This is a genomic window from Mesorhizobium sp. WSM4809, from assembly GCF_055811655.1.
This window is the reverse complement of record NZ_JBVVQW010000004.1, coordinates 55,689-74,396: the sequence shown is the minus strand read 5'-3', so window position 1 is coordinate 74,396 and position 18,708 is coordinate 55,689. Positions and strand designations below refer to the sequence as shown.

The window sequence follows — 18,708 nt, the reverse complement described above, 5'->3', positions numbered from 1 at the left end:
GCCCAAGAAACCGACATCGGCGCTGCTAGCAGTCTCAAAAATTCCTCTTGCGGAACCGCGCCGTCCCGGCTTAGTCTTTGCCTTCTCGCAAAAATGAAATTTAATTCCATTTGCTGCAACCTTCTTGCCAGCGTCGTGCCCCCAGGAAAAATGAACGGCCCAATCGACTGAGAAAATATTTGATATATCATCTACCAGAGCGGAAATAGCTGACATGGTCCAGCAGACATCGATCCAGCCATCGGCGCCCTGGTTGCGGCTAGATGTCGATGATTCGGACTGGACCGACGCCGAGGTGTCGAGCCTGGTGCGCTGGTATCACCAGATGCTGCTCATCCGCCGTTTCGAGGAAAAGGTGCTCGATCTGGCCAATGCCGGGCTGGTGCATGGTCCGGCCCACGCCAGCATCGGACAAGAGGCCACGGCGGTCGGCGCCATGTCCGTGCTCGGCACCGGCGACCGCATCAACGGCACCCACCGTGCCCATCACCAGGTGCTGGCCAAGCTTGTCAACGCGCAGACGCCCGGCGGATTCGACCCGCTGCATGATGCTTTCAACCCAGGCATGCAGGGATCGGTTCGCGGCCTGATGGCCGAGATCATGGGCCTCAAGTCAGGCTATTGCGGCGGCCGTGGCGGCTCGATGCATATGCGCGACGATGCCTCCGGCATCCCAGGCACCAGCGCCATTATCGGCGGCAACCTGCCGCACGCGGCGGGCTATGCGCTCGCCGACAAACTGCTCGGCACCGGCAACATCTCGGTCGCCTTCTTCGGCGACGGCACGATGATGGCAGGGCCGGCCTATGAGGCGATGAACATCGCCGCGCTCTACCGGCTGCCGGTGATCTTTTTCGCCGAAAACAATCTCTATGCCGTCTCCACGCACATCAATGAGCAGACGCGAGAGACGCGGCTGGCCTCGCGCGGACCTATGCTCGGCTTTCGCGGCATCGAATGCGACGGCATGGATGTGGTGGCAGTCCACCATGCCATGCGCGAGGCGCGCCGGACGATTGAGGAAGACGGCGGCCCGGTGCTGGTCGAGGCGCTCTGCTATCGGTTTCTACACCAGAGCGGCGCCCGCCCGGGCAGCGAATTCGGCTACCGCACGCGCGCCGAGGAAGACGTCTGGAAAGCGCGCGACCCGCTTGCGACGATGGCGGCTCGCCTGAAGACGATGGGCATCCTGAACGCTTCGGACCTCGGTACACTCGACCAGCGCGTCATGGAGGTGGTCAACACCGCTGCCGATTCCCTGACCGAGATGAGCGGCAACGCGCTGCGCATTCCTGATCATCTGTGGCCGGACCCAAGCGACGTCGACAACCAGATCCGCGGCGATCTTTCCGAACTGAAGGGCGAGCGCTTCCTCGAGATCGAGGACGTGCCGCCGGCCGACACCAGGCCGGTCAAGTTCATGGTTGCCGCGTCCGAGGTGATTGCGCGCGCCATGGAGCAGGACGCGCGCATCATCATCATGGGCGAGGATGTGCACCGGCTGCGCGGCGGCGTTTCGGGCGCCACAAAGGGCGCGCTGGAGCGCTGGCCGGAGCGTGTGCTGGCGATGCCCATCGCCGAGAATGGTTTTGTCGGGGTGGCGCTGGGTGCAGCGCTTTGCGGCTTGCGGCCGATGGTCGAGATCATGTTCGGCGACTTCTGCCTGGTTGCCGCCGACCAGCTGTTCAACGCGGTCAGCAAGGTGCGCCACATGTTCGGCGGCGGCTTTCCGGTGCCAATCGTGGTCAGGGTGCGCGTCTCGCCGCACACCGGCTACGGCTCGCAGCATTCGGGCGATCCGTCCGGCCTGTTCGCCCTGTTTCCCGGCTGGCGCATCGTCGCGCCGACGACGCCCTTCGACTATATCGGCCTGATGAATTCAGCGCTGAAATGCGACGATCCGGTCGTCGTCATCGAGCATGTCGAGCTGTTCCCGAGCGAAGGCCCTGTGCCTGCGGACGACCGCGACTATTGCGTGCGGCTCGGCAAGGCGAAGATCGTCAGGCCGGGCAGCGCCTGTACACTGCTCACCAGCGCCAGCATGGTTGCCGTCGCCAGCCAGGTGGTCGAGGAGACCGGCGTCGATGCCGAGATCATCGACCTGCGCAGCCTCGACCCGACCGGGCTCGACTGGCCGCTGGTGGAGGCCTCGATCCGCAAGACCAACCGGGTAGCCGTCATCGAACAGGTGCAGCGTGGGCTATCGCTTGGCGGACGACTGACACAGGAGATTCAGGATCGCGTGTTCGATTATCTCGATCACGAGATCCTGCATGTGACGGGAAGCCTCTCGGCTCCCGTCGTATCGGCCCCGCTCAACCGCGCCGCACTGGGCGGCGCTGAAAAGCTCAAGGCCGCGCTTCAATCCCTCACTGCCGTGGGTGGATAGAGCGAACGCATTGCCACAAAGATCCGACAAGAAAATGGGAGAACTGACATGAGCATCCTACAGAGAAACAAGACCAGGGCGACGATGCTGGCAGCCGTGCTGCTGGCCACCAGCGCCTTCTGGGCGCCGGCCACGTTCGCGCAGGACAGCAAGCCGCTGGTCATTGCGCGCAACATCGACCTCAACTCGCTCGATCCGCACCGCGCCTTCTGCGACACCTGCCAGATCTACAATTCCAGCGTCTATGAATCGCTGCTGACGCTGGACAAGGACAACAAGCTGATCCCGTTGCTCGCTTCCAAATGGGAAGGCAATGCCGACCAGAGCAGCTTCACCTTCACGCTCGACCCGGCCGCCAAATTCTCGGACGGTTCGCCGGTCGAAGCCAAGGACGTGAAATGGTCCTGGGAGAGGCTGAAGAACCTCAAGGGCAGCGCCTCGTTCCTGATGGACAATGTCGCCTCGATCGAGACCCCGGACGCGCATACGGTGGTCGTCAAGATGGTCGCGCCGAGCTCCGAATTCCTCAACATCGCGGCGGCGCCCTACGCAGCGGTCGTCAACAGCAAGGTTGCTTCCGAAGCCGGCGCCAAGGCCGATGCGGACGCTTCGACGACAGACAATGCCGAGGCCTGGTTTCTGGCGCATTCGGCCGGCAGCGCACCGTTCGTGCTGAAATCCTATGAGCCCAATTCGGAACTGCGGCTGGCACGCAACGACAAATACTGGCGCACGGCGCCGGCGCTGAGCGAAGTCGTCATCCGCCAGACCAAGGATGCGGTGGCCCAGGCACAGATGCTGCAGAGCGGCACCGCCGACATCGCCATGCAGATCGACCCGGACACGGCCAAGACGATGACCGGCAGCGACGTGAAAATCGAGACCGTGCCGTCCTACAATTTCATCTATGTGGCGCTGTCGCCCGGCGCCAAGGCCAACAAGGTTCCGCTGACGCCCGAAGTGCGCGAGGCCATTTCGCTCGGTCTCGACCGTCCGAGCATCCTCGACTTCACCATCGGCTCCGAGGGCCAGTTGATCAGCGCACCGATCCCGCTCGGCTTCCCCGGCGGTTCGGGCTTCGAGGCGCAACCCTATGACGTCGCCAAGGCAAAGGAACTTCTGGCCAAGGCCGGCCATGCCGACGGCTTCGAGATGGAAGCGGCGTTTCCCGGCATGAACGTCTATGGCGTCGATCTGTCGCTGTTGATGCAGAAGGTTCAGCAGGATTTGGCCAAGATCAACATCAAGCTCGACCTGCAGCCGATCCCCTTCGCCAACTGGCGCGAACGCGTCAATGGCGACGGCATCCCGATGACGGCGGTGTTCTACGCGCCGGACTATTACGGCACGTCGCAATACGTCGATTATTTCGCCATGACCAAGGGCAGCCCGTGGGCGCGCCGCGCCGGCGCGGAGCGCGATCCGTCGGTGCTCAATCCGAAGGAAGCGGATATCTACAAGGCAGCCCTTGCGGCGAGCGGCGACGAGGCCGCCAAGCTGTGGCACCAGGCCGGCGAGGAGATGATCAAGGACAGGATCATCCTGCCGCTGATCAGCCCGAACCTGATCCTGGCCTACAAGTCGGACGTCAAGGGCGTGCGTTACAGCGCCTGCTGCAACCTCCCGCTGGCGGAACTCAGCCACTGAGCGAAAAGATGCGGGAGGCGGCCAGCCGCCTCCCGCTTCCTCATCCTGGACGGTCAGCAAATCCTGTTCTTCCAGCATTAAGATCAATATATGATATATCAACACGCGGAGAACTCGCTATGCCTTCCCTGATCAACTCCAAGGACCAGTTGCTGCGCGAGCGCGCGGCCTCGGTCATTCCGGGCGGCATGTGGGGACACATGGCGACGCGCTATCTCGGCTCCGCCTATCCGCAGTTCTTCGAGCGCGCCGACGGCTGCCGGGTCTGGGACGTCGATGGCCGCGAATACATCGACCTGATGTGCAGTTGGGGCCCCAATATCCTCGGCCACCATCATCAGGCGGTCGAGGCAGCGGCCGAGCGGCAGCGTCGTCTGGGCGATGCGATGAACGGCCCTGGCGAGGTGTTGGTCGAGCTGGCCGAACTGCTGGTCAAGACCGTCGCGCATGCCGACTGGGCGATGCTGCAGAAGAACGGCACCGACGCCACCACGGCCTGCGTGACGATCGCACGCGCCGGCACTGGCCGGCGCAAGGTGCTGGTCGCGCGCGGCTCCTATCACGGCGCCGTGCCGTGGTGCACGCCTTCGCTCGCCGGCGTCACCGCCGAGGACCGCGCCCATATCATCCATTTCGACTACAATGACGTTGCCAGCCTCGAGGCAGCCGTCGAGCAGGCCGGCAGCGATCTTGCCGCCGTCGTCGTCACCGCTTTCCGCCACGATATCGCCCGCGACCAGGAACTGCCGACCGCCGCCTTCGCCAGACAGGCGCGCGAGCTGACCACCGCCGCCGACGCGGCGCTGATCGTCGATGATGTCAGGGCCGGCTTCCGCATCGATCTCGCCGGCAGCTGGGAACCGCTCGGCGTACGGCCGGACCTGTCCGCTTTCTCGAAGGCGATCGCCAATGGCTATCCGCTTGCCGCGATCACCGGCACCGACCGGTTTCGCGAAGCCGCGACCAAGGTCTATGTGACGGGGTCGTTCTGGTATGGCGCCGTCGCCATGGCCGCCGCGATCGCCACCATCAACACGCTGCGCGACACCGACGCAATCTCCAGGATGACTGAAGCCGGCGACAGGCTGCGCTCAGGCCTCGATGCCGCAGCGAAGAAGCATGGCCTGTCGCTTCGCCAGACCGGCCCAGTGTCGATGCCGATGGTGCTCTTCGACGGCGATGCCGAATTGAAAAAGGCCGACGCCTTCTGCTCGGCCGCCTTGCGCGAGGGCGCCTATTTCCACCCCCGGCACAACATGTTCCTGAGTGCCGCGCATACCGCAAAAGACATAGATCTCGCCCTGCAGGCTGCCGATGCCGGCATGGCCGCAGCGGCGCAGGTGGCGTGACCAGCGCCGATGCGGTGGGAAGGAACAAATCGCTCAGCCGACGGCCGACACCAGGCGGCCGTTCTGCGCCGCGCGGCGCAGTTCCTCCGGCGTGACCGCACCGTCGTTCAGCCGTTCGAGAACCTTGACCAACAGGCGTCCGCCTTCGATCATGTCCTGCTGAATGCCCTTGCGCACGCCGTTCTCGTCACGCGCCCGCAGCGCGTCGAGAATGTCGAGGTGCCGGTGGCGGCCGTCGTAGGTCGGCCTGGCGTGCGGGTATTGATAGTTCACCAGTGGTCCGTTGCGCAGCCAGATGCCCTCGATGATGGCCAGCAACTCCGGCATTTGCGCCGCCTGGTAGATCGAGTGATGGAATTCCCAATTGTCGCGGACGGCTTCGAACCAATGGCCATTGTCCTCGTTGGCAATCAGTCTGTCATGCACCTCGGCCAGACGGTCGATCTCCCGTGGCTCGATGCGCGTTGTTGCCGCCGCCCCCGCCATGCCTTCGAGATGCAGCCGGATGCTGCGCAGTTCCAGATATTGGGCCAGCGACAGCTGGGCGACGGTGATCGAACGGCCAGCCTCCATCTCCAGGCCTTTTTCGCGCACCAGCTGCATCAGCGCCTCGCGCACTGGCGTCTCAGACACCTGAAGGCTGGCGGCAAGGTCGCGGATCTTGAAGCGATGGCCCGGCCAGAAGCGGCCCTCCATCATGGCGCGGCGAAGCTCCTCGTAGACGCGCGTCGTCAGATTGTCGCGCGCGATCGGCGCGATAGAAGCAGTCACATCCGCTCTCCGTTCTTGCAGCGGCGCCGGCGTCGCCTGCGTCGCGTGGGCTGTGTATATGATACCACGAATGGCCTGACCACCGACATGAGACAGGCAGCTGCGAGACGGGCAGCCATGGTGCAGACGGACATGAGACGGGGCGCATGACCGCGACGCCTTCACTCCTGTTCGGCGCCATAGCCGACGATCTGACCGGCGGCACCGAGCTGGCGTCGATGCTGGTGGCGCGCGGCATTCCAACGGGATGCACGGTCGGACTGAGTGCGCCGATCCCACCAGGCAATCTTGCCCATGTGATCCTGCTGAAGACCCGCGTCATCGCGGCCAGCGATGCGGTGCGCCAGGTTCTGGAGGCGGCGGACCGGCTGCTTGAAGCTGGTGCCCGGCAGATCTTCTTCAAATATTGCGCCACTTTCGATTCGACGCCTGCCGGCAACATCGGTCCTTGCGCCGAGGCGCTGCTCGAGCGGCTCGGCGGCGGCGTCACGCTGTTCACCCCGGCGCTGTGTGAGACCGGCCGCACCGTCTATCAGGGACACATGTTCGGCGGCGCCCAATTGCTGGGTGAATCGCCCAAGCGCTTCGATCCGCTGACGCCGATGACCGATTCCAATCTGGTTCGCGTGCTGCAGGCGCAGAGCAAGGGCAAGGTCGGGCTGGTGCCCTATCTCGTCGTCGATGCCGGGGCGGAGGCCATCCGCAACGCCATACGAGAGCACAGCGCGGGCGGCGAGACGCTGCTGGTCACCGACACGATTCGCGAGCGCGACCTGGTTGCGATCGCGGAAGCGACCTTCGACCTGCCGCTGATGACCGGCAATTCCTCGGTCGCCGCGCATCTGCCACCGGCCTGGCTCACGCATGGGCTGCTGAATTCAGTCGATCTCGTTACCGCCAGCCTGCCGGCCATAAACGGCCCAGCGGCGGTGCTGGCCGGCAGCGTCGCCGACCGCACCATCGAACAGCTCGAACGCTTTGCGCAAAACCATCCACTGCTGACGATCGATCTGGCCAGAGCCTTCGCCGGCGCCGATGTAGTGGCCGAAGCGCGTGCCTTCGCCCAGCGGCATTTGCCCGGCGCGATGATCGCCATTGCCACGACAGCGCCGCAAACGACGGTCGAAGCGCTGCAGCAGGCGCATGGCCGCAAGGCGGTGGCGGCAAAGGCGGAAGAGATGCTGGCCGGGATTGCACAGATTCTGGTGCGTGAACTCGGCGTCCGACGGCTGGTCGTCGCCGGCGGCGAGACAGCCGGTTCGGTGGTCAAGGCGCTCGGCATCGACCGCATCGCCATGGGTGCCTATGAGGGGCCGGGACTGTCGCGTGCGACTGCTCACCTCCCCGGCCTGCCATCCGAGCCGCTGGCGCTGATGTTGAAATCGGGGAAGCTCGGCGGCCCGGATATTTTCGCCGACGTCCTGCAAGACATGACACGGGCGACCACCGTCGCGCCGGCGATCGATATATGGCCACCGGCAAAACCTGTCATGCGGCCAACCACAGGAAAAGCATCGTGATGGACACCGAGACTGCACGCGCCAGCCTGATCACCGCGACGCAGACGCTGGACGCCAGCGGGATGAATGTCGGCACCACCGGCAACATCAGTGTGCGGACGACAAGCGGCATGATGATCACGCCGACGGGAATAGCTACAAGCGCGCTTCGGCCGGAGCAGATGGTGCCGATGCAACTCGATGGCAGCTGGGAGGGAGCGTTCCGGCCGTCGAGCGAATGGGAAATGCACGCCGAGATCTACAAGGCTTTCCCCGAGGCCGGTGCCGTCGTGCATGCCCATCCCGATCATTGCGTGGCGCTATCGTGTCTGCGCGAGGGACTGCCGCTGTTCCATTACATGGTCGCGGGTTTCGGTGGCGATGATGTGCGCTGTTCGGGCTATGCGCTGTTCGCGTCAAGCGAACTGGCCAAGGTTGCCGTCGTCGCGCTCAAGGACAGGTCGGCCTGCCTGCTCGCCAATCACGGCATGGTCGCTTTCGGCGGCGATCTCGACATGGCGCTCATCCGCACCATCAAGCTCGAGACCTTGGCGCGGCAATACCTTTTGGCGCGCAGCGCCGGCACACCGGCGATCATCGAGGGCACCGAGCTTGCCGCCATTCGCGGGCGGTACAAGAATTACGGCCAGCAGAAGTAGCTGGCCGAGCATTTCCGGGAACGGCTCTTCGCGCTCTTGAAGTGAAGAACCACTCAGTCGACCCGCAAATGCGAGACGAGGGCTGCCACGTTCCGTGGAAGATCAGGCGGGGATCGGTTCGGCTGCAGGCGCATAGACGCTGACAGCCCCGGAGCCGATCAGTTGGTCGATGGTCTCGGCGCTGTAGCCGAGCACGTCGGCCAGCACGGCAGCTGTGTCCTGGCCCAGCATCGGCGGCGCGGTAAAGTCGGCGGTCAGCTGCGCGGCAAGTCCCTGTGCCGGGCGCACCATGGCGACGGAGCCGAGATGCGGATGCGGCAAGGTCTGGACGAGGCCACGTTCGCGCACATTGGGGCTATCGAAGACTTCCGGTATCGATTTTACCGTGCCGGCCGGCACGCTGGCGGCGGCACAGGTTGCCATCCAGTGGTCGCGTGGCTTGGTCTTGAAGGCAGCCGCCAATTCGGGGATCAAAGCCTCGCGGTTGGTGGCACGCGCGCCTGCCTTGATGAAGCGCGCATCCCCAGCCAGATGTGGCAGATCAAGGACCTTCTCGCACAGCGCCGCGAACTGGCGGTCATTGCCGACGGCCAGCGCGAAGCCGCCATCGGAGGCCTCGAATATCTGATAGGGGACAACCGTCGGATGCGCATTGCCGTAGCGGGCGACCTCGCGGCCGGTGTTGAGGTAACCGCTGCCGACATTGATCAGCAGGCTGAGCGCGCAGTCGATCAGCGACAGGTCGAGGAACTGGCCCTTGCCGGTCGTCGCGCGCTCGTAAAGCGCTGCCAGGATCGACTGCGTCGCGACCATGCCGCAGACGATGTCGGTGATGGCGACGCCGACGCGCATCGGCTCGCCATTGCTCTCGCCAGTGATGGCCATCAGGCCGCTTTCGGCCTGCATGACGAAATCATAGCCGGGCCGTCCGGCATCGGGTCCGGTCTGGCCATAGCCGGAGATCGAGCAGTAGATCAGCCGCGGGTTTGGCGCGCTGAGTTCCTTGAAACCGACGCCGAGGCGGTCGGCGGTGCCGGAGCGGAAATTCTCGACGACGATGTCGGCCTTCGCCGCCAGTTCGCGCACGATGGCCAGCCCCTGCGGGCTTTTCATGTCGAGCGCGATGCTCTGCTTGCCGCGATTGGCGCAGAGATAGTAGGTCGAGACACCCTTGTAGCTCGGCACCGACCACGCCCTGGTGTCGTCGCCGCCATCTATGTTCTCGATCTTCCAGACCTCGGCGCCGAGATCGGCAAGGCTCATCGTTGCCCAAGGACCGGCGAGCACGCGGGAAAGATCGAGAACCTTGATGCCTTCGAGCGGCAGGCGCGCGGATCCTGCCGTACCGGCATTCTCGGAATGGTCCTCAGTCACGATCAAGATTCCTTCGGGTGAATTCGGCAGGCCAATCACACAGTCTTGAACGTGTTGACCGGCTCCGGAAAATGACAGGCGACGCGATGCGAACCGCCAGCCGGATCGAGCGGTGGTTCGACGGCAGCGCAGATCGCCTGCGCCTTGAAGCAGCGCGTGCGGAAGCGGCAGCCGGATGGTGGGTTGAGCGGGCTCGGCACGTCACCGGTCAGTACGATGCGCTCGCGCTTGCGCTCCTTCTCGGGATTGGCGAGCGGCACCGCCGACAGCAGCGCCTGCGTGTAGGGATGCAGCGCCCTCGAATAGAGTTCGGCCGCAGGTGCGATCTCTACGATCTTGCCGAGATACATCACCGCGACCTGGTGCGAGATGTGGCGCACGACCGAAAGATCATGTGCGATGAACAGATAGGATGTGCCGAAGGACTGCTGAATATCCCTGAGCAAATTGAGCACGCCAGCCTGCACTGAAACGTCGAGCGCCGAAACCGGTTCGTCGAGGATCACCACTTGCGGGTTGAGCGCAAGCGCGCGGGCGATGACCACGCGCTGGCGCTGGCCGCCGGACAGTTCATGCGGATAGCGCTTGCCGTGATCGGGATTGAGCCGCACGAGTTCGAGCAATTCGGCGACGCGCGCCCGGCGGTCGGCCGCCGACATGTCGCTCATGCGCAAAGGCTCGGCGATGTTGTCGGCGATGCGCATGCGCGGATGCAGCGACCTGTACGGATCCTGGAAGACCAGCTGGATGTAGCGCCGCATCAGGCGCATGTCTTCGTGGTTGAGGGCGAGCAGGTTCTGGCCACGGAACCAGCTTTCGCCGCTGGTCGGCTCGATCAGCCGCATCAGGCAGCGTCCGAGGGTCGACTTGCCGCAACCGGATTCGCCGACGAGGCCCAGCGTTTCGCCCGGCGCCAAGTCAAAGGACACATCGGCCACCGCACGCACATGGGCAACCGCGCGGTCGAAGACGAGGCCGCCGCGAACCGGAAAATCCTTGACAAGATGGCGTACGGAAAGCGCTGCCGCCGGCTTGGTTTCGACTTGAATTTGCTCCACTGCGCTCATGGGGCCATGCTTCCACTGTCCAGTTCTGCCGCCGCCAGCGCAGCACTATGGAAGGGCGGCAAGGTCGTCGCGAAATGGCAGGCCGAGAAGCGGCCGCCTATGTCGTGCAAAGGCGGATCCTCGGTCCTGCAGCGTGCCTCGGCATAGATGCAGCGCGGATGGAAGGCGCAGCCGCCCGGCAAGCGCCCAAGTGCGGGTGGCGAGCCATCGATCGAAAACAGCCGCTCGCGGCTTTCCTCGAGATTGGGGATCGAGGCAATGAGGCCGCGCGTATAAGGATGGCGCGGGTCGGCGAACAGCTCGGACACGCCAGCCTGTTCGACGACGCGGCCGGAATAGACGACCGCGACGCGGTCGGCATGACCGGCGACAACGCCGAGATCATGGGTAATCAGCACCAGGCCAAGGCCGAGCCGCTCCTGCAACGAACGCAGCACTGCCAAAATCTGCGCCTGCACCGTGACATCGAGCGCCGTGGTCGGTTCGTCGGCGATTAGCAAATCGGGATCGTTGGCGACGGCCATGGCGATGACCGCGCGCTGGCGCATGCCGCCGGAGAATTCGTGTGGATACTGGTTGACCCGGCGTTCGGGCTGCGGGATCGCCACCAGATGGAGCAATTCCACCGCGCGCGCCATGGCCTGCTTGCGGGTGACGCGCTGATGCAGCCTGACCGCCTCGGCGATCTGGGCGCCGACAGTCATCACCGGATTCAACGAGGACAGCGGGTCTTGGAAGATCATGGCGATGCGCGCGCCCCTGATCTTGCGCATTTCGCGTGACGATTTGCCGACCAGTTCGTCGCCGTTGAAGCGGACCGAACCGGTGACGACCGCGTTCTTCGACGTCAGGCCGAGCGCGGCGAGCATGCCGACGGACTTGCCCGAGCCGGACTCCCCGACAATGCCGACCACTTCGCCCTTGGCGAGGTCGAGGTCGATGCCGCGCACCGCTTCGAACTGATCGCCTGCCCGCCGGAAGCCTACCCGCAGGCCGCGTATGGACAGCAGCGGCTCACCTCTGCCCGCCTTGTCGACTGCACCCGGCGGCGCTGTAGATATCTGTGCGCTCATCGCTTAATCCGACCTTGGATCGAGAATGTCGCGCAAGCCGTCGCCGATGAAGTTGAAGCCGAGCACGATGGTGAGGATGGCGACGCCCGGACCGAAGGCGATCCACCATTGGTAGAAATGGACGGCGCCATCCGAGATCATCGACCCCCATTCGGGGGTCGGCGGCGTGGCGCCGAGTCCGATGAAGCTGAGCGACGCGGCAAGCAGCACGACCTGGCCAAGATCCATGGTCGCGCTGATCAGCACTGGGGTCCAGCAAAGCGGCAATATGTGCGTGAACAGCACGCGGCGCGGCCTGGCGCCGGCGGCGATCGCCGCCTCGACATGCTCACGCTCCTTCACCTCCAGCACCTGCGCCCGCATCAGCCGGGCATAGACCGGCCACCAGACCAGAACCATGGCGATGGCGGCATTGCCGAGGCCCGGCCCAAGCGACGCCGCGACGGCCATAGCCAGCAGCATCGGCGGGAAGGACAGAGTGACGTCGACAAGCCGCATGATCGCCGCACCGGTCAGCCCGCCGACGAACCCGGAAATGGCACCGAGCAGCGAGCCGATCACCACAGCCGAGACGACGACCAGAACCGCGATCGGCAGCGAATGCGCCGCCCCGTGCAAGGTGCGGGCGAGAACATCGCGGCCGAGAGCATCGGTGCCCAGCCAGTGCGCCCAGCTCGGCGGCTGCAAGCGGCGCGCGACCATTTCGAGCGGATCGAACTGCACGATTAAGGCGGCGAAGACGGTCATGAACAGCCAGAACAGGATGACGACCGTGCCGATGACCAATGGCGCGGTCAGCCATTCGGGAACAGCGGCGGAATGGGATTTGGTTGTGACCGCCGACATCAGCTCAACCTCACGCGCGGATTGGCCACCACGTAGAGGATGTCTGTGATGAGGTTGGTGACCAGGAAGGCGAGGCCGCCGACGATGGTGACGCCGATGATCGCCGGGAAGTCGAGCGCGCGCGCCGCCTCGACGGCATAGGAGCCCATGCCCGGCCAGGAAAAGATGGTTTCTGTCAGCACCGCGCCGGTGATCAGATAGGCGAAGGAATAGCCGATGACGGTCAGGGTCGGCACCATGGTGTTGCGCAACGCATGGACGATGACGACGCGGAATTCGCTCGCGCCCTTGGCGCGCGCGGTGAGGACGAACTCGCGGCTCATCACATCAAGCATGTTGGCGCGCACCAGCCGCGATATGGTGCCGGAAACCGTCCAGCCGAGGACGAAGGCCGGCAGAAGCAGGTGCCGGAGCGCGTCCTTGAAGACGGTCCAGTCGCCAGCCAGAAGCGAATCGATGGTCAGGAAGCCGGTTATGCCGGGCGGCAATGCCAGGCGGGCATCGACCCTGCCCGGCCCCGGCAGCCAGTTCAGCATGACGGAGAAGATGAACAACAGGCCGAGTCCCGACCAGAACACCGGCAGCGACGAGCCGAACAAGGCGAAGAGCCGCGCACCATGGTCGATCAGGCTGTTGCGGAAATAGGCGGCCAGCACACCAAGCACGATGCCGAGCGTGGTGCCGAAGATCATCGCGGTGAAAACCAGTTCGAGCGTTGCCGGCAAGCGGTAGAGGATGTCGGTGCCGACATTGCGCTTGGTGATGAATGAGGTGCCAAGATCGCCGCTCAGCAGATTGCCAAGATATATCATATAGCGTTCCGGCAAAGGACGATCGAGACCCCAGCGCGCCTTGGCGGCGGCCACCACTTCGGGGTTGCTCATCTGCTGTTCGGCGACAATCGCGGTCAGCGGATCGCCCTTGGTCACCGTGGTGATCAGGAAGGCAATGGTGACGATGCCGAGCACCAGAAACGGCATGGCGATAAGCCGGCGCAAAATATAGCGAGACACGTGGCTACCTTCACAAGGACGGGCTTCGTAAGATGGCACAGGGCGCTGGGAGATGCCATCGAGGGAAGCATATTGACAGGGAGGGAAAGCGCCTGTCAAATATAAATGGAATTTAATTTCATTTTTGGGAAAGCGCCGGCGACACCGGCCCGACAGGCGGACGACGACGCCAGAAAGACCTCAGCGTGCGCAAGCGAGCCACCAGGGACGAGACGGAGCTTGAAGTCGAAGGCGCGCAGCTTTCGTCGTCGCTGGTGCGCGGGCTCGGCATCCTGCGCGCCTTCCGCCCGGGCGATGCCTCACTCGGCAATCAGGACATCATTGCCCGCACCGGCTTGCCCAAGGCCACGGTTTCGCGCATCACCTATACGCTAAGCGCGCTTGGCTATCTCCTCTACGACAAGGACCTCGGCCGCTATAGCCTGGGACCAGCCACCGTGGCGCTGGGCTATTCGGCACTGAGTTCCAGTGCGGTCGTCCACGTCGCCCGGCCGCTGATGCAACCGCTGGCCGATCTGACGGGGGCGGCGGTGGCGCTTGGCACCCGCGACAGCCTCAACATGGTCTATCTCGCCAACTGCCGGTCGGAGAGCCTTGTCACGCTGCGCCTCAACCCGGGCTCCTACCTGCCGATCTGGAAGACATCGATGGGGCTGGCCTATGCGGCGGCCCTTTCACCTGAGGAGCGCGCTCGCCTTGTGGAGGCTTTGCAGGAGGCCGAGCCGGACAGGGCGGCGATGATCGGGGCGGCGATCGACGATGCGATCGCCCAGTATGCAGACAAGGGCTATGTGACGTCGTTCGGCGCCTGGCACAGCTATATCCATGCGGTCGGCGTGCCGTTCCGTCCGAGTGACGGCTCGCCGCTGGTTGCCATCACCTGCGGCGGCATCGGCGAGATCATCACGGAAGAGCGCGCGCATGCCGAGATCGGACCGGCGCTGGTGGCGATGGTGAAGGCGCTGGGCAGAGAGCTCGAGGGAAATCCCGGGTAACGGGATTGGCCCAGACGATCGGCCTCGCATGCCGGCTTGAACTCGCCTGATGGGGACCGCACAGTCGCAGTCGATGGTATGGCGGTCGCGTGCCGTCATCGTCCATCGGGTTGGGATGATCGGGAAAATAGGATGCCGATGAATTTTACAGGGCGGTTCAGCGGTCGAGCGGCGGTGATCACCGGCGGCGCTTCAGGCATCGGTCTGGCAGTGGCTCAGAGGATTGTCGAAGAGGGCGGACGGGTTTCAGTCTGGGATCGCGATCCGGCTCAGATCGAACAGGCCAAAGCCACCCTTCCCGGCCTCCACGGTGTTGCCATCGACGTCGCCGATGCGGCCGGCGTGGAACGCGCCAAGCAGTCGGCGATCGAAGCGCTTGGCGGTGTCGACATCCTGGTCACCAGTGCGGCGATCACCGGGCCGAACATGACGACCTGGAACTATTCGACCGAGGATTGGCAGAAGGTCATCGACATCAACATCAACGGCGTCTTCTACTGCAACAAGGCGCTCGTGCCGCACATGCTCGAGCGCAACTATGGCCGCATCGTCAACATCGCCTCGATCGCCGGCAAGGAAGGCAATCCCAACGCTTCGGCCTACAGCACCTCGAAGGCCGCGGTGATCGGCCTGACCAAGTCGCTCGGCAAGGAACTGGCCAAGACCAAGGTGACGGTCAATTGCGTCACACCGGCGGCCGTGCGCACCGCTATCTTCAAGCAGATGAGCCAGGAGCACATCGACTTCATGCTGTCCAAGATACCGATGGCGCGCTTCGGCGAGGTCGAAGAGGTGGCGGCGCTGATCTGCTGGATTGCCTCGGAAGAGTGTTCGTTCACGACCGCCGCCGTGTTCGACGTTTCCGGCGGCCGCGCCACCTACTGAGGCAGGACGCATCTCAATTCCGCGTGACGACGCAACGAACGGGAGCGTAGGGGCGTATAGTCCCAGGCGTCGAATCGACGTTGACGCAACAAAGCTATACGGGAAAGCTATGACGCGGCATGACAGTTCAGCATGCGTGATGATCTGCCGGTGCGGGGCAACTGGTTGGCGGTTGACGGACGCTGCAACCATCCGGCGGGAGCTTGTTTCCTTTGCTTAGAGCCGAGCCTGCCGCGCTGTCCGACGACGAGCTTCTGGACCGCTATCAGCGCGCCGCCTTCGACTATTTCCTCGAGAACGTGAACCCCGAAAACGGATTGGTCGCCGACACGTCGCGGCCGAATTCGCCGGCCAGCATCGCTGTCGTCGGCTTCGCGCTGTCCAGTTATCCGATCGGCGTCGAGCGCGGCTGGATGGCGCGCGATGCCGCCGCGAAGCTGACGCTGGCCGCGCTGCGCTTCTTCTCGGCCAGCCCGCAAGGCCATAGCGACGACGTCACCGGCCACAAGGGTTTCTACTACCATTTCCTCGATATGCGGACCGGCCTGCGCGTCTGGCGCTGCGAACTGTCGATGGTGGATACGGCATTGCTGATATCGGGCATGCTGGTGGCGGGCGCCTATTTCTCCGGTGACGATGACGAGGAAGCCGAAATCCGCCAACTAGCAGAGGCGCTCTACCGGCGCGTCGACTGGCGGTGGGCACAAGGCTCAAGCCCGACCTTGCGACAAGGCTGGAAGCCGAAGAGCGGCTTTCTCCACTATGGCTGGGAGGGCTACAACGAAGCCACGATCCTCTACATCCTGTCGATGGCCTCGCCCGACAGCCCGACCTCGGACAACAGCTACGAGGGCTGGACGGCGACCTATCAGTGGGAAAACATCTACGGCTACGACGTGCTGTATGGCGGTCCGCTGTTCATGCACCAGTTCTCGCATGCCTGGATCGATTTCGCCGGCATCCGCGACGCCTTCATGCGCGAGAAGAACTCGGACTATTTCGAAAACAGCCGCCGCTCGACCTATCTGCACCGCGACTATGCACGCCACAACCCTTACGGCTATGGCGGCTACGACGAGAACCTTTGGGGTCTTTCGGCGGGCGACGGGCCAGGCGGTTTTCGCACCAGCGTGGAGCGACAGCGCCGGCGGTTTTCCGGCTATGCCGCGCGCGGCGCGCCGTTCGGGCCCGATGACGGGACGATCGCGCCTTGGTCCTATCCGGCATCACTGCCTTTCGCCCCGGAGATCTGCTTGGCGGCGTTGCGCCATCTCGGTGATCGCTACCCCGAGGTGATCGGTAATTTCCGACTGCCGAGCGGTTTCAACCCGACATTGGCGAACCGGCGTAAATTCGGGAGGCACGGCTGGGTGTCGGAAGGCCACTATGGGCTGGATCAAGGCATCGTGGTGATGATGATCGAGAACCATCGGTCAGGGTTGATCTGGAGACTGATGCGGTCAAATCAACACATCCGCAACGGCCTGCGCAAGGCCGGGTTCAATGGCGGCTGGCTGTCTCAGCCAGCAAGCCCGGCGTCGGGTGGGGGCGATGTCGCGTGACCGGACCAGGACTACCGCCTTTCCTGTCGATCACAACGACATTGAGCTGATCAAGGGCGCCCATCCGCCGCACTGGAAGAACCCGCAGCCGGACGATCCCTACAATATCGTGGTCATCGGTGCCGGGCCGGCTGGGCTGACCGCCGCCTACGAAGCGGCCGGCCTCGGCGCAAAGGTCGCGCTCATCGAGCGCAACCTGATCGGCGGAACTTGCGTCAATGTCGGTTGCATCCCGTCGAAGTCGATCATCCGCACCGCAAGGCTTTATGCCGACATGCGCGATGCCGAGAATTTCGGCGGCGACATGCCGGACCGTCTTCACGTCAACTTTCAGCGCGCCATGACGCGGATGCGGCAGATCCGGCAGCGGATCAGCCGCGCCGATGCCGCCGATAGCCTGGTTTCCGAAGGCATCGACCTTTATTTCGGCGAAGCGCGGTTTTCCGGAAGGGACACTGTCACGGTCGCCGGACAAATCTTGCGTTTCAGAAAGGCGCTGATCGCGACAGGCGCGCGCCCGAGGCTGCCGACGATCCCGGGGCTTGCCGACGCCGGCTATCTCAGCAACGAGACCATGTTCGATCTCACGGAGTGCCCGAAGCGGCTTCTGGTCATCGGCGGCGGACCGCTCGGTTGCGAGGCGGCGCAGGCCTTCTGCCTGCTGGGCGCGAAGGTCATCCAGGCGCAGCGCGAACCGATGTTCCTGCCCGGTGAGGAACGCGATGCCGCCCAGATCCTTTCGGATGCGCTGGCGCGCGAAGGTGTCGAGGTTCGCCTCAACACCGAGGTGGTGGCGATACGAACGGAAGGCGACAAGAAGCTCGCCGACCTGGTGTGCGACGACATCACGACGACGATTTCCGTCGATGAGATCATCACTGGCATCGGCCGATCGCCCAATGTCGACGGCCTCGACCTGGAAAACGCCGGGGTGGCTTACGATGCCGACGGTATCAAGGTGGACGACTGTCTCCTCACCACAAATCCGCGCATCTATGCGGCGGGCGATGTCTGCCTCGCCTACAAATTCACCCACACCGCCGAGGCGACAGCCCGCATGGTCGTACGCAATGCCCTGTTTCTCGGACGCAGGAAGCTGAGCGAACTGGTCATTCCGTGGTGCACCTATACCGATCCGGAGATCGCCCATGTCGGCCTCTATCCGGCGGAGGCGCGCCAGAACGGCATCCCAGTCAAGACCTATACAGTGCTGATGCACGATGTCGCCCGTGCGGTGATGGATGGCGAGGAGGAGGGTTTTGTCAAAATCCACGTCAGGGAGGGATCCGACCGCATCCTGGGCGCCACGGTCGTTGCCAGCCATGCCGGCGAGATGATCAATGCGGTGTCGCTGGCGATCAAATCGGGCATCGGATTGCGTGCGTTGGCCGACGTCATCCATCCATTCCCGACGCAGGCGCAAGGCATCAAGATGGCCGGCGACGCCTATCGGCGGACAAGGCTCACCTCATCGTGGAAGCGTCTGGCGGGCCGCTGGTTGGCGTGGTCAAGGCGATGGTGACAGCAGCCTGCCGCAACTGGTGCATCTGACAATCAGCGACGATGCGGCGCTTGACGA

15 protein-coding genes are annotated in these 18,708 nt (G+C 64.1%); 9 read left to right on the top strand and 6 right to left on the bottom strand.

The features are described from left to right. Window positions 1–214: 214 nt before the first annotated feature. The 3 genes from AC0L24_RS11595 (at window position 215) to AC0L24_RS11585 (ending at window position 5,385) form a co-directional block, all read left to right on the top strand. The gene (locus AC0L24_RS11595) at window positions 215–2,389 is read left to right on the top strand and encodes an alpha-ketoacid dehydrogenase subunit alpha/beta (protein ID WP_127808154.1); all 2,175 of its coding nucleotides are present in this window, start codon (window positions 215–217) and stop codon (window positions 2,387–2,389) included. Window positions 2,390–2,473: 84 nt separating this feature from the next. Beyond that, the gene (locus AC0L24_RS11590; protein ID WP_164761653.1) at window positions 2,474–4,036 is read left to right on the top strand and encodes an ABC transporter substrate-binding protein; all 1,563 of its coding nucleotides are present in this window, start codon (window positions 2,474–2,476) and stop codon (window positions 4,034–4,036) included. Window positions 4,037–4,155: 119 nt separating this feature from the next. Then, window positions 4,156–5,385, top strand: a complete 1,230-nt coding sequence (locus tag AC0L24_RS11585) for an aminotransferase class III-fold pyridoxal phosphate-dependent enzyme (RefSeq protein ID WP_127808156.1) — start codon at window positions 4,156–4,158, stop codon at window positions 5,383–5,385. 33 nt (window positions 5,386–5,418) lie between these two features. Here the strand turns inward: AC0L24_RS11585 and AC0L24_RS11580 are convergent, their stop codons facing one another. Next, window positions 5,419–6,156 (bottom strand): GntR family transcriptional regulator, encoded by a 738-nt coding sequence (locus AC0L24_RS11580; protein WP_127267755.1) that lies wholly within the window; start codon window positions 6,154–6,156, stop codon window positions 5,419–5,421. A gap of 146 nt (window positions 6,157–6,302) precedes the next feature. Between AC0L24_RS11580 and otnK the strand changes: the two genes are divergently transcribed. Further along, window positions 6,303–7,676 carry a 3-oxo-tetronate kinase gene (gene otnK / locus AC0L24_RS11575; protein WP_127397187.1) on the top strand — a complete coding sequence of 458 codons (1,374 nt, stop codon included), beginning with the start codon at window positions 6,303–6,305 and terminating at the stop codon, window positions 7,674–7,676. Then, on the top strand, window positions 7,676–8,314 hold the full coding sequence (locus AC0L24_RS11570) for a class II aldolase/adducin family protein (RefSeq protein ID WP_127808157.1): 639 nt from the start codon (window positions 7,676–7,678) through the stop codon (window positions 8,312–8,314). Before otnK ends, AC0L24_RS11570 begins: the two co-directional genes overlap by 1 nt. A gap of 102 nt (window positions 8,315–8,416) precedes the next feature. On the opposite strand, the gene AC0L24_RS11565 is transcribed toward AC0L24_RS11570, so the two are convergent. From AC0L24_RS11565 to AC0L24_RS11545, 5 genes are read right to left on the bottom strand one after another with little or no spacing between them, the layout of a single operon-like run. Then, on the bottom strand, window positions 8,417–9,688 hold the full coding sequence (locus AC0L24_RS11565) for a CaiB/BaiF CoA transferase family protein (RefSeq protein WP_127808158.1): 1,272 nt from the start codon (window positions 9,686–9,688) through the stop codon (window positions 8,417–8,419). A gap of 35 nt (window positions 9,689–9,723) precedes the next feature. After that, window positions 9,724–10,755 carry an ABC transporter ATP-binding protein gene (locus AC0L24_RS11560; RefSeq protein ID WP_473563724.1) on the bottom strand — a complete coding sequence of 344 codons (1,032 nt, stop codon included), beginning with the start codon at window positions 10,753–10,755 and terminating at the stop codon, window positions 9,724–9,726. Then, window positions 10,752–11,828, bottom strand: coding sequence for an ABC transporter ATP-binding protein (locus AC0L24_RS11555; protein WP_127808159.1), 1,077 nt, complete (start codon window positions 11,826–11,828; stop codon window positions 10,752–10,754). The genes AC0L24_RS11560 and AC0L24_RS11555 overlap by 4 nt, the downstream gene beginning before the upstream one ends. Window positions 11,829–11,831: 3 nt before the next feature. After that, window positions 11,832–12,674: an ABC transporter permease gene (locus AC0L24_RS11550; RefSeq protein ID WP_127276927.1), complete on the bottom strand. Its 843-nt coding sequence runs from the start codon at window positions 12,672–12,674 to the stop codon at window positions 11,832–11,834. Beyond that, a complete protein-coding gene (locus AC0L24_RS11545; protein ID WP_127808160.1) occupies window positions 12,674–13,687 on the bottom strand; it encodes an ABC transporter permease in 1,014 nt (337 codons plus the stop codon). Before AC0L24_RS11545 ends, AC0L24_RS11550 begins: the two co-directional genes overlap by 1 nt. A 185-nt stretch (window positions 13,688–13,872) precedes the next feature. Between AC0L24_RS11545 and AC0L24_RS11540 the strand changes: the two genes are divergently transcribed. From AC0L24_RS11540 to AC0L24_RS11525, 4 genes are all read left to right on the top strand, one after another. Further along, complete coding sequence (locus AC0L24_RS11540) at window positions 13,873–14,682, top strand: IclR family transcriptional regulator (protein WP_127808161.1); 810 nt, start codon at window positions 13,873–13,875, stop codon at window positions 14,680–14,682. Between the two features lie 132 nt (window positions 14,683–14,814). Further along, window positions 14,815–15,567 carry an SDR family NAD(P)-dependent oxidoreductase gene (locus tag AC0L24_RS11535; protein WP_127266933.1) on the top strand — a complete coding sequence of 251 codons (753 nt, stop codon included), beginning with the start codon at window positions 14,815–14,817 and terminating at the stop codon, window positions 15,565–15,567. A gap of 212 nt (window positions 15,568–15,779) precedes the next feature. Continuing rightward, on the top strand, window positions 15,780–17,129 hold the full coding sequence (locus tag AC0L24_RS11530) for a glucoamylase family protein (RefSeq protein ID WP_127266934.1): 1,350 nt from the start codon (window positions 15,780–15,782) through the stop codon (window positions 17,127–17,129). After that, on the top strand, window positions 17,119–18,651 hold the full coding sequence (locus AC0L24_RS11525) for a mercuric reductase (RefSeq protein ID WP_473563723.1): 1,533 nt from the start codon (window positions 17,119–17,121) through the stop codon (window positions 18,649–18,651). Before AC0L24_RS11530 ends, AC0L24_RS11525 begins: the two co-directional genes overlap by 11 nt. The last annotated feature ends 57 nt before the right edge of the window (window positions 18,652–18,708 follow it).